Origin of the sequence: Pseudomonas sp. VD-NE ins (genome assembly GCF_031882575.1) — a bacterium.
Lineage (GTDB): Bacteria > Pseudomonadota > Gammaproteobacteria > Pseudomonadales > Pseudomonadaceae > Aquipseudomonas > Aquipseudomonas fluorescens_BZ.
In genome coordinates this window covers 2780007-2796660 of the sequence record NZ_CP134772.1, presented here as the reverse complement: position 1 = coordinate 2796660, position 16654 = coordinate 2780007, and the positions used below count along the sequence as shown (strand labels likewise).

Annotated in this window: 4 protein-coding genes; 1 reads left to right on the top strand and 3 read right to left on the bottom strand. The window is 60.0% G+C overall.

Annotation, left to right across the window (positions count from 1 at the left end):
* Positions 1-17: 17 nt before the first annotated feature.
* Both RMV17_RS12320 and RMV17_RS12315 read right to left on the bottom strand, forming a co-directional pair.
* Entirely contained in the window at positions 18-7385 is a 7368-nt protein-coding gene (locus RMV17_RS12320) for an NEL-type E3 ubiquitin ligase domain-containing protein (RefSeq protein WP_311886673.1), read from the bottom strand.
* Positions 7386-7550: 165 nt separating this feature from the next.
* Positions 7551-14789, bottom strand: coding sequence for an NEL-type E3 ubiquitin ligase domain-containing protein (locus RMV17_RS12315; protein WP_311886672.1), 7239 nt, complete (start codon positions 14787-14789; stop codon positions 7551-7553).
* A gap of 169 nt (positions 14790-14958) precedes the next feature.
* On the opposite strand from RMV17_RS12315, the gene RMV17_RS12310 reads away from it, so the two are divergent.
* Entirely contained in the window at positions 14959-15177 is a 219-nt protein-coding gene (locus RMV17_RS12310; RefSeq protein WP_016983294.1) for a DUF2970 domain-containing protein, read from the top strand.
* A 5-nt stretch (positions 15178-15182) separates the two neighbouring features.
* Here the strand turns inward: RMV17_RS12310 and RMV17_RS12305 are convergent, their stop codons facing one another.
* The gene (locus RMV17_RS12305; protein WP_311886671.1) at positions 15183-16256 is read right to left on the bottom strand and encodes an ABC transporter substrate-binding protein; all 1074 of its coding nucleotides are present in this window, start codon (positions 16254-16256) and stop codon (positions 15183-15185) included.
* Positions 16257-16654 lie beyond the last annotated feature (398 nt).

Sequence of the window (16654 nt, the reverse complement as noted above, 5' to 3'; positions counted from 1 at the left end):
CCCGCCCCATCACTGCGTCACGGCCGCCACGAGGGCCCCGGTTGCGGTGACGAAGGGCCCGGCTGCAGCCCCTCTTCATGCGCTCCTGCCAATTTCTGCATTTCCTGGCGTGTCAGCGCCTGCAGCGTCGCGGAGCGCGCATCGGCCAGTTCGATCCTTAGCGCTTGCATCGCATCGAGATAAGTCTGGAGCGATTCGGCACTGTCGTTTCTGTCGGGATATGCATCCTCGACCTCCTCCTGGCGCGTTGTGGCGCTCTGTTCAAGCGCCTCGAACTCAGCGGGATATTGTTCTTGCAGGTACGCGCCCCAGTAATCACGCGCGCTCAGATCCTCCAGGAACATGTTCGACGCTTCATCCGCCAGTACAGAGGCGCGAGCATTGGCCAGTTGCCGCCCCCGGATGGGAGTGCCGTACAGCATATGCTCCGGTTGCGCCGGTAATTCCAGCCCGTCCGGCCAGCCCCGGATCATGCCGATGCGGTACTGCAGACGCACCTCCGCTCTGTCCTGGTTAACGGCAGCGGCTTCCGCCAGCCTGTCGACCCTTTCGAGTCGAAACAGGCGTCGAGTCATATCCAGCAAGGCTCTGCCTCGCAAGTCCGCACGATGACGGGGTGTATCGCGCAGGGCGGTGTACACAAAGACCCGAGTTTCCAGTTCGCTGAACGAAAGGATGCGCCCATCGGGACAGGTGCCATGGGTCTCGGCATTGGCAAACAAAAGATCCCGCAACTCGGCATTTTCAGCGGCAGCCTGTATGACCTCCCATACCCGGTGAGTCAGATCGGCACCCGACAATCTGTATTCGAGGGTATCTGGCAACGTCGAGAGCAAATGAAAGAACGACTCATGATTGGCTTCTTGCGCCAATTGCCGCCACAACGCTTGCCGAGCGGCGCGTGCATCAGCGGGAGCGTAAGCAAGCCAGGTTTCCATGGCGGGCGCAGCCACGTCGCGTCGCGAGCTGGAAATAACCTCAAGTGCCTCGACACCCGCATGTACATCTGCACCCGGCACAACCGCTGCGCCGCCACCGGCCCCCCCGCCATCACTGTCATCGCTGTCATCGCTCCCGGACCCCGATTCATAGTCAAAATCGGACTCGCTGTCGGCATGTAACTGGCGCTGCACGATTTCATGATCCAGAGTGGCTCGCGACAGTCCCATCACAGGGCGACCACCGTTGGCCACGCTGTAATCCCTGAGCTGTTCCAGACTATTGAGAAGCAGTGGATTTTCGGACAGGTCAGTGCCGGCAACCAGTGGTTGATGCGCGCCCCCCAACAGCCAGCCAGGTATGTTCATGATGCGGTTGAGCGTCAGGTTCAACGTTTGCAGATGTTCCAGCTCCATTATTCCGTCTGGCCAATGTTGCAGACCATTGTTGGCGAGATTGAGGGTTTCCAGTCGGCTGAACGCGCTGGCGTTGAAGTCGTCCAGACGGTTGTGACTGAGGTCCAGCCATCGCAGGCGATCCCCTCCGACCTGGGAATAAACACTTTGCGCATCCCCAAAGCGATTGCCGCTCAACTCCAGCCGCGACAACTGGCTCAGGTTGCCGACGCCCCCCGGCAGCACCTCCAGCGCATTGCCATTGAGCGTCAGCGTGGTCACCTCAGGAAAAGCCTGGCAAAACCCGCTGAAACTTTGCAGCGTGAATCGGGTACCGGTCAGATTGAGCGTGCGGACATGGGAAAGCACTGTCGACAGTGGCGGTAAATCACCTGTGTGCACCCCGGTAAGATTCAGGGTCTGCCCTGCGCCATCGACATGACCGGTCACGCCATCCTGCCAGCATTCACGGATTTTCAGCGCAGCCATTTCTCGACTGTACGCCGAGACCAGACTGCCGTAGACATTGGCCTCGCGGGCAAAGATCCAGCCATTCAATTCGCGGGTCAGTGATACGGCGGTTTCTTGCCATTCGCGTAACCGGGCATCGATCCCTGCGTCAGTCAGCCCCTCCAGACGTAATCGGGCCACGCATTGCTGCGCCTCTTCCGGCGAAAGGATCGGGTTCAGATCCTGCACCCGCTGTGCAAAACCTGCGGGACCTTCAACCACGGTGGTCTCGAGAAGCGGCGGCAACAGGCGTTCAACGAGAGAAAACGCTGTCTCGGCCGGCATCTCGCCCGGAGGCATCAGCAGCGGTACAGGTTGCAAGTCAAATTGCCCCAAGGCACCGATGGGCAGACCTCTGGCGCTTTCGATACGCCCTTGCGCCGCCGTCAAGGCCGCCGCCCCTTCGACACTGAAAGGATTGTTGGTCATCAGGCTGGTGCGCAGCAGCATGTCTGCGTGGCCGAGCACGGATTTCGGCAGTGCAGCGATGTTGTTGTAGCGCAGGTCCAGCCATTTCAATTGTGGAAGGTTTTCAGCACCCCTTGGCCACGCACCGAGTGCATTCGAGCTGAGGTTCAATGTCTTGAGGCGGGTCAGGCCCGACACATCCAGTTCGGTCAGCCGATTGAGGCGCATGCTCAGATGTTCAAGGTTTATCAGACCATTGATCCGGCTCTGCAGCGCCGGGGTGGATTCGATCTGGTTAAAGGAGAGGTCCAGTCGCGTCAGTTGCGCCAGGTCGCCCGGCCTGAACGGCACCTCGGTCAAGACGCTCGACGTGATTTCCAGGTTACGCACGCCACTGAAGGCCATGAGAAAATCGCGAACCTGCTCGACCGGCGCAACCATGCGGTCAAGGCGCACGGTCCGCACGTGGGAAAATGTGCCGGCCGGTAACCGGGGTAGCTCGCTGACGGTGATTTCGTTCTGCGTCCAGGTCGAGTCATACAACTCGAATACGCCGGCATCGTCGCGGTTCACGGGGAGTTCCCGCTCCAGTGGGCCAGGCGGTTGCACATTGGAGTCCAGGCTATAGCGCTTGCGTATGGCAGCACGCCAGTTTTTTTCGAGTGCGCGCAGCACCCGGGCATTGGGTTGCGTCTGCCAGCGCGGCAATAGCATGGTCGTTCTCAGTCCATCGGACGCCGTGGGGAGATAAAACTGCCGGAAGATCCCGGCGTGCTCTGCACGTAAAGCCTCGACGGCGTTGAGTCTGGTTTCGGGGGTGTTCCACAGGTTCATGATGCGCGCAGGCAACGGATTGATATGCCCGGCCTCCCCCGTGAGAAACTCCAGCTCGCCGGCACAGTAGCGGCGAACCATCAAGTCGAGATCAACCAGATGTCCGAGTTCCCCCATGTACTTTTTGACGTACTCATAAGCGGGCTTGAACGCCTCATGGGAAAACCTCGACCAGTCCAGCGATAGCCCCGCCCAGAGTCGTTCATGTCCGGTGTAGAGCGAGTCAGGAATGGAATTGATGGCGGTGCGCGACAGGTCCAGACGCTGCAGTGCAGGAAGCCCTTGCACATAGGCAGGCCACTGCACCAGGCTCAAGCCTTCGATCTTGATTTTTTCCAGGTGTGTGAGTGGTGCCAGCTCAAGCACCGGGGCGGGAGTGAACAATCCCGCGTAGTTGAGGTGAAGCTCTTCAAGCCCGGTCAATGCTCGCAATCTGGCTGGAAAAGAGATCGCTAATGCAAACGCCGCTGTTCTGAACTTCAGACTTTTCAGCGAGGCCATTCTGGTCACCGCCTCGGGCAAGGTGGTCAATGCCATTTGTTGCAGCGCATAGATGCCATAGTGATTGCTCCGCTGCCCCAGCGACAATTTCTCGACATTGGGCAGCAGAGCCAGAAACGCTTCGGCATTGCCGTCGGTCATACCGTTGCCACCAATGGTCAGTTTGCGCACATGGGTAAAATCCGCCGCAAGTGCCGGCAAAGGATCGTAGGTGATGAACGCGAGCTGGTCTGCCCCGGGCATCTCGGCGGCTAACGGTGCCTTGCGCCAGCACGCCTTCAGCGCTTGCGCAGTCCGCAACCGGTGGCCCTGCTCGCCACGCGCAGCCGTCGAATGCTCCACCCATTGATCAAGTGTCGTCTCAAGGTTGTTCCATTCATCCGAGCGGTTCTGCAACATCTCAGCGATCTGACTTTCGGTATCGCCTGCCCGCACTCGCTGCAGAATGAAGTCGTCAGCCTGTCTTTCGGTGAGATCGGGATAGATATCGCGCGCCCGTGCACTCAGCGCCGGATTGAGCCTGGGCCCCCTTCCACTGGCCGCGTAACCGGTCAAGGTTTCGCTGACCCGCACAGGCGCCTTGAACCACTTGCCCTGCGGCTCCAGGAAGGCCAGCGTGGTGCTGTAATGCTGATCGGCGTATTCGATGATCTTTTTTTGCAGTTCGGGCCACTGACTGACCTCGGGCATGCCCAGGCTACGGCGCGCATCATCGGGCAAGGCGTGCATGATCGATGCGTAAAAGTTGCCTGCGCTTCGAGGCAGGCTATTGAGTTCCTCACCGCGATCATTGAATGCCTGGAATTGCGGGCCCTTTTTGATCAGGTATTTTTTTTCGCGGGCCGTCTCGCTGCCAATGCTGTCGAGCAACGTGCCACTGTCCTTGCCTTCGCGGACTTCCAGCCGCACGGTGTCTGGCCAGCCCGGCAGACGTTCCAGGGTGTGCAGCGCCAGGTGGCGGCTGTCCGCCGAGGCGATGTTTTCGCTGCGCAAGCCGGCATAGGCCGTGACTTGCCGACTTCGCCGCGCGTACCAACGAGCGTCCTCCAGCATCCGTAACGGGACTCGATGGGGAGAGCCCAGCCGCGCAAGATCATCGGTGTGACTGTGTACAAGGATCTCTTGCGCAGCCGCGTCGCTGAGCCCCGGGCAGGCGTTCTGCAAGAGCGTGACCCTGGCGTCGACGGGCTCAGTGCCCTTGTAAATACTGTCGTGAATCGCTGGTTGACGGGTTTGCGCGTGAGCGGCCATTTGCTTGCCAAATTCTGCCGGCCTCGCGTCATGCACGCGCGCGCCTTCCCCGCCTAGCAGTCGGGTGATTTCGGACTCGTCGAGCTGCGCCAGAATTCGCGCTGGCATATCCCCGCTCAGGATCTCGGGCCGGGTGACCTGGATCGGCGCCTTGACGCTCACACCCCGAACCCGGCGCTCGGATCCGTACTTGACGGATTTACCGGACATTTGCGGCCCTTCGAAGACCTCCAGCACCCGGTTCGCCGGCCAGCGCGGCATTTCAGTCACCAGCGGTAACGCATAAAAGTACATTTCGTCGATCGGTTGCGTCCCCTGCAACTGCTCCATGACGCGCGCCGTATCCGCATCAGCCTTGAACAGTTGCATGGCCTGAGTCAGCTCTGGCGGTGGCACTGCGTTATCCAGATGCATCTTGCGCAGCGCATTGTCACTGACGCCGCTGATATCGCCAGCCTTGATCAGTTCGGCGTCGGAAAATACGTCGGTGACATGCCCCATGCGCCGTAACAGGGTGAGGCGATCCCACGCCAGAGGCCGTTCCAGTGAATGACGCCAGGCCCCCCGGCCATTGCTTTCGAGCACAGGCTGATAGGCGCTGGCGTCCGTGGGATGCCTGATGCGCCACTTGCTGATCGACTCGTCGTAAAACTGCTCGTAAACCTTACCGTCCTGACGAATAAAGGTTTTGCCGTCGATCACGTACTGGCCCTGCATGTTCGGGCCAGGGCTGGCCTCCAGCGTCACCGTGGATTCATACGCGCCGAGATCGGGCTTCCACAGTCGCGTCTGGCCATTGGGCAGCTTCACCGGGCTGAGCTGTTCGATGACCGGAACCGGACTGGCGGCCGAGAATTTGCGCACACCCACGCCCACCCCCGCCATCACCACGATCTGGGCCAGGTTCTCGGCGACGTCGATCAGATGATCCTTGGCCGCCCTGCGATCGCCTTCACTCCACTCGATCGCGCCCTCCAGGGTCTCGTACAACAATTGCCCGGCCATCACCACCATCATGACTTCGCCCAACACCGGCACGAACATCGACACCATGTTCAATCCCAGCATGCCGATTTGCATCAAGTGCGCCAGCTTGGCCTCACGCGCTTTCACATCGACGTCAGCCGTCGGCACGGCGTGACTTCGGGCGTCGGCCAGGACCTTCTTGCAGTTCTGTTTATACAGGTACTCCCAAAGATCCTCGTTGGGCGCCCAGATACCCCGCCCCTCGCGACTTACCGTCGACGCGGCGATGTACGGATCAGGCTCAGGCACAAGCTTGACATTGCGCTCCGGCGGCAGCTCCCGGATTCGGGTAAACACCGAACCGGGGGTGATCGATTCAATAAATGCCAGCCATGGATTGCGCTTCAGGCGCCAGGCATCGTTCGGAGAATCGTCGGCCTTCTTCGTGAACTGACTGAAATAGTATGGGCGCTGGTCATAGGGCAGGAACTGACTGAGGAAGCGCTGGTAGGACGTCGGCTGCGCACTCGAAGCCTGTGCAGCATCGCGCGCTGTGAGCAAGCGCTTGAACTCGTCGCGCATTTGCGCACTGCTGTAGCGCTTTAGCGGATGCTCCGGATCGTGCGGGATGTACACGATCACCTCATCGCTGTAGCGGTATTTTTCGCAAATATCGAAAACCACACAGCCGGTCATTCTTTTTTTCATCACCCCCAGATCGGCAAACCAGACCGGTTTTTCGCCAATCCACGGATGCATCTGACCATCGATCACCGACACAATCATGGCGTGATCCGCCGGTTCGATGTCCTTCTGCAACAATGCCTGTTCGGCCGCGGCGCGCAGGGTCGCCTTCTGGCTGCTGATGAATCGCTCGCGCAGTTCGGCTTCAGCCGCCGCGTCCGTCGGATGAAAGAAGCCCTGCAGATAGGTCTGGTATTGCTTGCCGATATCCAGGCGGCGGCACAAGCCCAGAAACTGGCTGACGGTCAAGCCGGGGCTCACGGACTCGTAGGTGTCCGGCGTGGTCGTCGCGACAACGAAACCGGAGGTGCTGTGAAACGCGTCTGCCGCGCATTCGTAGGCTTCAAAGTTATGCAGCGCGGCGTCCAGCAGCGAAAGTTTGAAGAGCTCGAACGATGCCAGTTCAATCTTCAGAACGCCCATTTCTACCGGACGTTTAAGGCACAACAGTGTCTTTTCGACATCCACTTGCACCTGGTACTGGTCTTTCAAGGCCTTGATCAGCAGGGGTTTGGCAAACGCTTCAACCGGCTCGAACGTCGACATGCGCTTGTCCAGGCGGTTCTGCGCATCGACACTGGCCTTGAAGCTGTCACTCAACGCCGTGCGCTGAGCGGGCGTGGCGTCTTGATACCAGGACGGCAGCACCGTCGAGACGTTCTTGAGCGCATCGCGCCGTTGCGTCGTTGCGTCGGTCAACCATTGTGGTGCGTTTTTTTCGAGGAAGACGCCGTGAAGGCTGCGCGTCGCAGCGAGCTTCACGGGCCGGTTTTCGTTTGCGGGCGGAGTCGGCGAAACAGGCTGCGCCGATACCGGGTCGGGTGGGATAGCGATCATGATCACTCCTTGGTTGATGGAGTGAAAAGCAGACCACTCAGGAGCATCCCGACTGCGGTATCCCTGTATCGCCCGACCCGCAGTTGGTAACGGCGTGTGTAAGTTGCAGCTGACCTGCCAACGCGGCAGCGCGGCCGGGTTACGCTGCCCGCTGCTAAAACGCGGTTACGGGCGCCGGGAAGGCCCGGGCATGGGTGGAAGAGTGCCCGGACGTTCCGACTCATCGGCCAGGCTGCGCAGATCGTTGATCTCTCGACGAGTCAACTCGACCACCTTCTGCACGCGCTGGGTATCAATCGCCTTGCTCACTTCAATCAGCTCCAGATTGTATTGATCGGTATCGATTTCCCCGGCTGACCGAAGATCCTCAAGTTCGCTCAAACGTTGATGGCGTTGCTCGCTGACGGCGGTGCTGATCGCGTTCATGTCTTGCGGGTGACGCGTTTGCAGATATTCGTTCCAGTAGTCGCGCGACGCCATGCTCACCAGCAGTGCGTCGGTTTGCTCCGCCTCCAGAATCGACGCCCGGGCTTGCGCCAGCATGTCATCACTGATCGGCGTGCCGTAAAGCATGTACGCCGGTTGGCCGGGCAGATCCAGACCATCGCCCCAGCCACTGGTCAGACCGATCCGGTAACGCAAGCGTATTTCCGCGCGATCATGGCCCTGCCCTGCGGCTTCGGCGAGAATCTCTACCCGTTCCAGACGAAACAACTGTCGGGACAACCTCAACAACGCCCGTCCCCTGACCAACACTCGATTCGGTGGAATATCGCGCAGGGCCTGATACACCACCACATGAACTTCGAGTTCACTGAACGTCAGAATGCGTCCATCAGTGCAGGTGCCGTGGGTTTCAGCGTTCTGGAACAGCAACTCCCGCAGTTCGGTGTTTTCGCTCGCGGCATCCATGACACCCCAAACCCTGCGCGTCAGATCGGCCTGCGCCAGTCGGTAATCGCGGGTATCGCGCAACAGTCGAATCAACTGGAAAAACCGTTCATGGTCCGGCTCGTGCGCCAATTGCGTCCAGCGCACTCTTCGCGCTTCGGCCAATGCCGGTGAAGCCCCTTCGAGCCAGGGATTCAATGCCCTCGGCGAGACATCATTGGCCGGATCCAAAATGCTTTCGGCAGGCAGCACGGCTGCATGGGGGTCAAACCCAGTGGCATGGCCACCTTCACCGCCTGCGGCGCCTTCGTTTACTGCCCCGGCCTGTTCGGCGACAGGGTTGACGTCGGCGCCAAAAAGCTGAGCGCGAATCATCTCGTCAATGTCTGCGCGTGAGATGCCTATAACGTGAGAAGCCGCATGCACGCGGCTGTAGTACCTGAGCCGCTGCAGTGCGGAGAGTGTCAGGTCATGGTTTGCGGACAAATCAGTGCCTGCAACCAGCCGCGCGTGATTGCCATCGAAAAGGGACTCGGGAAGTCGCGTGATGTTGTTGCTGCGCAAGTCGAGCCGGCGCAGGTATCGGCTCTGCAAAACGCCGGCGGGCCAATCGTTCAATGCGTTGTAGCGCAGGTCCAGGGTTTCGAGAGTGCCGAAGCCTGGCGGGTTGAAGGACTGCAGCGTGTTGTAGCCCAGATCGAGTCTGCGCAGACGATTGCGGCCCAGCAAAGGGTAAACACTCGTGGCGCTGAAGAGGTTGCAGTGCTGCATTTCCAGTTGTTGCAGCTCAGGCAGGTGCAGCACCGCGCCTGGAACGCTGGTCAGGTCATTGCCACTGATGATCAATGTACTGAGATCGGGAAATGCCCGCAGAAAATCGTTCGAGCCTTGTGCGGTCATTCGCACACCGCGCAGATTCAATGTCGTCACCCTTGCCAGCGGCGCATTCAGGGGCGGCAGGTCGCCGGTCTGCAACCCTTGCAACCTGAGCTCCAGGCCTTCGCCAGCGGGGCCTCGCGTCTGCCCCTCAAGCCAGGCTTCACAGATACGCAATGCTGCGAGCGAGCGACTTTGCGCCGATATGTGCGTCCTGCCAATGCGTACTTCCCGGGTATACAGCCAGTCATTCAACGGGCGAATCAGTGCCTCACTGGTTTGATGCCATTGGCTTAGTTGCGCGTCTATCTGCGCATCGCTTTGCCCCGCTGCACGCAGCCTGCGCAATGCCAACCGGGCGCGTTCGGGGGTCATGCTGGGGTTCAGTCGCTGCAAGTGCGCCAGTCTCCCCGCCTCGTCCGGGATCAAGGCGCCCCGCTCAGGCAGGGGTAGCAACAGGTGCGCCAGGGACGTCCCCGTTTCCGTCGGCGGAAACTGCGCGGGCACCGGCTCTGCGGCGAATCGCGCCAGTGTGCCTTGCCCCAGCCCTTTGACTTCTTCGATGCGGCGCAACGCCGTGTTCAGCGCGGTCTCACCTTCAGCGCTGAAAGCGTTGCCTGTCAGATTGACTTTCAACAGCGCATCGGGATCGGACAGTACCTGGGCCGAGAGCGAGGCGATTTGATTGTCACGCAAGTCGAGCCAGGACAACTGCGGCAGGCTTTCGGCTCCGGCGGGCCAGGATTGCAGCTGCGTCGATCTGAGGTTCAGCGCCTGCAGCCCGGTCATCGCGCTGACATCCAGATGGTGCAACGGGTTCTGCCCCAGATTGAGCTTCTCGATGCGCTGCAACGCATTGAATTGCGCTTGCACTGGCGGTGTGACGACGAGCTGATTACTGGACACGTCGAGTTCGGTCAACGCCGGCAGCTCCTCGACGGCAAACGGCAATTCGGAGAACGCATTGCCGCTGATATCGAGGACTTCGGCACCGCTGAAAGCCCTGATAAATCCGCGGGCCTGTGCGGCGGGAACATCCAGCAAGCTCAGACGCAACGTGTGAACGTGGGGAAAACTGCCCGCCGGCAATGGCGGCAGCGTAAGGATTTTCTCGACCGATGCCGATCCTCCGAGGTCGGGCCCCGACTCAGGCAGGGCAAACGTGGAAAGGTCTGCCGCCACGCCGTAACGCTGACGAAGCGCGCCATTCCAGTTGTTCTTGAGGGCCCTCAAGATGCCGGCGCTGCGCCCCGTCGCCCATTGCCACCGGAGCGCGGGGTTGCGCGGTCCACCCTGCTGGGACGGGGCGTAGAACTGGGCAAAGATTTCATCGTGTTCGGCCCTGACCTGATCAATCGCCATCAGTCTCGCTTCGGGCGTTGTCCAGACCTCATTGAATCGCTGCGGCAGCGGATCGCTGAAGTTCGGTATCAGCGCCATGAAGTCCAGTTCTGCGTGGCAATACTCGCTCACCATTTGATTCAGATCGACCAGATGACCGAAGGCGCCTGAGGCGTTTTTGATGTATTCGAAGGTGCGCATGAACGCCGCCCGGTTCAGTTTCGACCAGTCCAGCGACAGCCCGGCCCAGAGCCGTTCGTGTCCGCTGTAGAGGGATTCGGGCAATGTGTCTATCGAGGTGTGTGTCAAATCCAGACGTTCAAGCTGGCCAAGCCGCTCGACGAACGCCGGCCATTGCCGCATAGCGTAGGGAGCGTTGATTCGCAGCGTGCGCAAACCACTCAATCCCGACAGGTCCAGCGCATGCAGGGTGGTCGAGTCGAATCCCGAATAGTCGATGCGCAGTGCCTGCAGAGACGTCAGCGCACCGAGCCTGCGCGCAAAACTCTCCGCCAGAGCAGGCGCATGGGTCGAGAACCGCAGATGGGTCAGCCCGGACAACCGGCTGACCGACTCGGGCAATGAGGTCAGTGGTTGAGGCCTGACGGACAGTTGGCCGTAGCTGTGCCCCCGATCTCCCAGGGTCAGCCAGGTGACATTGGGGAACAGTTCCAGGAGCGCATCAGCATTGGCGTCGGTGATGCCGTTGCCCATCACCGAAAGCTCGCGCACATGGGGAAAACGGCTGGTGATCACCGGTAAAGGCGTCTCACAAACCAGCGACAGCCGCGTCGCCTCGGCGTAGTGCTCCGCCAGCGGGCCATTGCGCCAAGCCTCCCTGAGCGCTTGGGAAAGTTGCCCGCGATGCTGTCCTTCCTGGCTGTTTGTCGGGCTGTCCTGCCATCGCTCCAGTGTGGCGTTGAGCACCTCCCAGTCCTGCCGACGCTTGCCCAGTTCGGTGAAAATCTGTCTGTCGGTCTGACCCCGCTGCTGACGTAGAAATGCCTCGGCCTGTTGCGGGTTTGGGTACAGCTCCGTGACGCTCGCTACGATGGAAGCATGCAGGTTCGTGCCACGCCCGCTCGCGTAATAGCCCTTCAGTGTCGCGCTGATTCGTACCGGAGGCTTGAACCATTTGGGTTGCGGCGCCAACAGTTGTGCGGCCTCACGACGATGAATATGGGCGTATTCGATGATTTTCGCTTGTAGTTCACGGCTGCGACTGACTTCGGGCAAACCGATCGCCGAACGTGCGTCATCCGGCAGCGCATGCATGAGCGAGCGGTAGAAGTTGTCGCCCGGGCCGGAGGTAAAATTGAGCATTTCCCCGCGTTCATTGAATGCCCGATAAAAAGCCCCGTTCTTGACCAGGTAGCTTTTTTCGGGCGCGGTGTGTTCACCAATGCTGTCGAGCAGTGCGCCGCGGATGCTGCCTTCGCGAACCTCCAGACGCAGCGTCGACGGCCAGCCCGGCAGTTGCTGCAAGGCGTGCAAGGCCAGTCGTCGACTGTCCGCCGTGGCCAGGTTGGCACTGCGCAACCCGGCGAAGGCGCGCGTCTGGCGTCCCTGACGGGCATGCCAGCGAGCCTCTTCGAGCATCTTCAAGGGCGAACGCCGCGTATGATCGAGACGGGCCAGCTCAGCCGCTGTGGCATGATCCAGTACATCCTGCGCAGCCGCATCGCTGAGGCCGGGACACTCGCCCTGCAGAATGCGCACGCGCGCATTGGCCAGCTCAGTGCCCGCGTAGAGGCTGGCAAAGATCTCTGGCTGGCGCGTATCGGCAAAGTCGGCCAGTTGCTGCCGGAATGCGTCAGTCCTCGCTGAAGCCGTTCGCGCGGCGTCCCTGCCGAGCAAATAGTTGATTTCGATTTCGTCCAGTGCCGCCAGAATCCGCGCCGGCATTTCCCCGTTCAATACCTGGGCCCGATTGAGCTGGATGACCGGTCTGGTGAGAGTGCCAGGCAGCTGTTTCCCGGCGCCATACTGGATGGACGGCCCCGACAGCTCGACACCTTCGAACACTTCCAGCACCCGCCCACGCGGCCAGCGTGGCATGTCGGTGATCAGCGCAAGCGCGAACAGGTAGCGCTCATCAATTCGCGCCGTCCCCCGCAGTTGCTCGATTACCTGCCCTGCCGCCGCGTCCGCCTTGAACAGACGCAAGGCGTCGCGCCATTCGGGCGGTGGGGGCAAATGGTCCATGTGCATCTTGCGCAAGGTGCTGTCACTGAGGTCGCTGATCTCGGCCAGCATCAGCAACGTCTCATCCGAGAGGCCGTCGATTGTATGGCCCATGCGCCGCAGGAGCGTCAGAGTGTCCCAGGACATGGGGCGTTCCAGCGTGTGGCGCCAGGCACCCTGACCGTTGTGTTCAAGCACAGGCTGGTACGCATCGGGGTCAGTGGGATGCCGAAGGCGCCATTGCGACGTCGCTGGATCAAGAATCTGCTCGTAAACCTTGCCCCCGAGGCGGATGCAGGTTTTGCCATCGACCTGGTGCTGCCCCAGAGCATTCGGTCCGGTCGACTCGCTCAGCGTGACAGGCTGCTCATAGCCGCGCAGATCGGCATTCCACAAACGTGTTTCGCCGTTGGGCAATGTCACTGGGTGCAGATTTTCGATCACCGGCTCAGGCTTGACGGCAGCAAGGCGGTTGAACCCCGCGCCCGCTCCGGCCATCGCGCCGATCAGCGCAAGGTTTTCTGCCACATCCACCAGATGCGCCCTGGCCGCGTGCTTGTCCCCTTCGCTCCACTCCTTCACGCCCTCGAAGGTCTCGTATAACAGTTGCCCGGCCATGATCACCATCATGACCTCGCCCAGCACCGGAACGAACATCGACACCATATTCAGCGCCAGCAGCCCGACTTGCAGCAGGGCCGCCAGTTTGGCATCGCGGGTCTTGATGTTGACGTCGGCAGTCGGCACCGCATGGCTGCGGGCATCCGCCAGCACCCGGTCACGATGCTGTTCATAAAGATAGACCCACAGGTCGGTGTTGTCCGCCCAGGGGTCATTGCCCTCGTGAAGCATCAGCGAGGCGCCGAGGTAAGGGTCAGGGTCCGGCTGCATTTTCGTGCGCTTGGGTGGCAGTTCCCGAATCTCGATAAACGGAAAAGCCGGGGTGATGACCTCGACGATCCGGCGCCACGGCGACCACAGCACATCCGCAGGTGAGTCGTCTGCCTCCTTCACGAACTGGCTGAAGTAATAGGGCCGTTTGTCATAAGGCATGAACTGGCTGAAAAACCGTTGGTAAGGCGTCGGCTCGGCGCTCTGTGCCTGTCGTGCATCGCGAGCGGTAAACAGGCGCTTGAACGTGTCGTTGACTTGCTTGCCGGTGTAGCGCTTCAGCGGATGTTCAGGATCATTGGGCACATAGAGAATCACCGCCTCGAACGAACGACGCTTTTCAGCAATCGTGAAGACGACGCAGCCGACCAGTCTTTCCCGCATCAGCCCCAAGTCACGAAACCAGACCGGTTTCCCTCCCACTCTGGGGCGTTTTTCACCCTTGATGACCGAGAGGATCATTGCGTGGTCTTCCGGCTCGATATCCTTGGCCAGCAATGCTCGTTCGGCGGCGGCCCTCAGGGCGGCTTTCTGGCTGGCAATGAAATGCTCGCGCAAGGTCGTTTCAGTCGCCGTATCCTCCGGGCGGAAAAACGACTTGAGATACGCCTGGTATTGCGCCCCGATGTCGAGATCTCTGCACAGGCTCAGAAAGCCTCTGACCGACACGTTAACGGGCACTGACGTGTAAGTGCCAGGGGTTGCGGTTTCCACGATAAACCCGGAACTGCGGTGAAAGGCACCATACTCGCATTCCCGACTTTCGAAGTTGTGCAGCGCAGCCTGCAGCATCGGCAACTTCAAGACTTCGAAAGAACCTATTTCCACCGCAAGAACCCCCATGGACAAAGGGCGCTTCAGGCATATAAAGGTCTTGTCGACGTCGACATCGACCTGATGTCGGCTTTTCAACGCCTCAATCAGTAAAGGCCGGGCAAAGGCGTCGATGTCTTTGAACGTGGACATGGTTTTGTCCAGTTGAATCTGCGCCGTGACACTGTCCTTGAAACGGGCATCGAGATGCTGCCGTTGTTGCACCGACGCATTCGTGTACCAGCCCGGTCTGGCCGTCCCGGCGCGTTTGATTGCGGCTTTTCTCGGACCGCTGGCATCGATCAGCCATTGCGGCACAGAGGCTTCAAGGAACTGCGCATGAAGACTGTCCGTGGCCAGAGGTTTACTCGGCGCATCGACCTGGGAAGTAAGGGAATTGGGGGACATAGATCGCTCCTGTAAATGGAGCGACAGGACACCATCTCAGTCCCACGGTACTGCGATACATAGTTATAGCGGCCACGGAACAGTTGTAACGACTCATCTGGTCGAGAAAAGTCAGGCACTGCCGGCCGCGTTGACTATGCTTTCAAGGCACGATTTCGAAGGGGGATTTATGGACGATCCAGTCGACAACAAACCACCGACCTTCTGGCAGATGCTGCACAGCGTGATGGCAGCGGCGTTCGGGGTGCAGAGCGGCAAGAACCGGGCAAGGGACTTCACCCATGGCAAGCCCAGCCATTTCGTGATGCTGGGCATTCTGTTCACCGCGGTGTTTGCATTGACGCTGTTTGCCATCGTCAAACTGGTGCTGCATTTCGCCGGTGTCTGACGCGGTCAGCGCATCAGCGTTTGCAAGGTAAACGGATAGCGATAGGACTCCGGCTGCCCCTTGGCCGAGAGCTTGCGGAAATTCACCCCGTAGTCCGGCGACGCGCCCATGGCCAGCATTTGCCGGGCATGCGCTTTGTCGATCAATTGCAACAAGGGAATCTGCCGGTCACGGCCGCCGTAGCGATTCAAATCGACGCCCTGCTCAACGTCATGCAACTCGACCAGCGCCCAGCCGCCCAAGGTGAAGTGTCCGCCGACCAATGCGCTAAGGCGCCCGTCAAGCAACGCCTGCAAGGCCGCCGGTGAGGTATTGATCGCACTGAACAAGGCATCTTTGCCGGGGACTTTGCCCGTTTCGGCGTACGCGCGCATCGCGCCGAAGGCCATTTCATCATTGGCCGACCACACCAGCGACACCTTCGGGTAGCGGGCGAACAGCTGTTTGGCCTGTTCATAAGCGCGTTCCTGCATCCAGCCGCTGTACACCAGTTGCCGCAGGCGGATCTGTGGATGTTCGGCCAGCGCCCGCTGCATGCCGCGTTCGCGCAACTGCGCCGAGGGCGTGACCTTCAGGCCGGAGAACGCCAACACTTCAATCGGCTCAGCGTTTGTCGACGACGGATGCAGACGGATCAGTTCCTTCATCATCAAGTAACCGCCCTCCTCGTCGTTCGGCACCAGGCTGCCGATGCGGTCGTCACGCTCGCCGACCAACGCTTGCTGGTCAGGTGTCAGCGCTGCGTTGACCATAAACAGCTTCACGCCGCTGTTTTCAGCCAGGCGCAATATTTGCGGCGCGACGTATTGTTCGTTGACGAATATCAGGTACTCAGGCCGATTCGACCCCTGCAACGCGATGCGCGCCTGAGCCAGGGTCAGTTCGGGCTGGCGCTGGGAATAGAGAATCTGCAGGTCGATTCCCAGATCATGGGCGGCCGCCTGCATGAATTGCGAATAGCTGACCCAGAAGGCTTCCTGCGTCGAACCCGGATTCAAAAACAGCACAGACTCGGCCCGTGCGCCGCTCTGGAACAGCGCGCCGAACAACAGAAGACTGATGTGGAAAAACTTGAACATGAAGCATCCGGGCCCAAGGAAAAATGGCCGCGCATTATAGCCTTCGATCTAGCGGCTATTGATGCCTGATCCCGCTTTTTGTCCGACAATTCGTCGGGCGCGGGCCCGGATAGGTCGTTTACTGATGGCTGACCCAGAATACCGCTGTCCCTACTACGAGAATGATCAGGAACAAAATGGCCCACGCATCGACACTGCTGTCGCTTTTTCTTGCCTTGGTCGGATTGCTCATTGCATCGCCTCTTGTCGGTTTTATCGGTGATTGCAGAAAGACTCGACCACAGTTAAGACGATGATTGTCCGCACGACAAATGTGGGTTAGTTGACAGCGATTCTCGTTAGGCGATTTGGTTCTTTACATATACTCAAACATCACTTTTGCGCATAACTGCAAACGG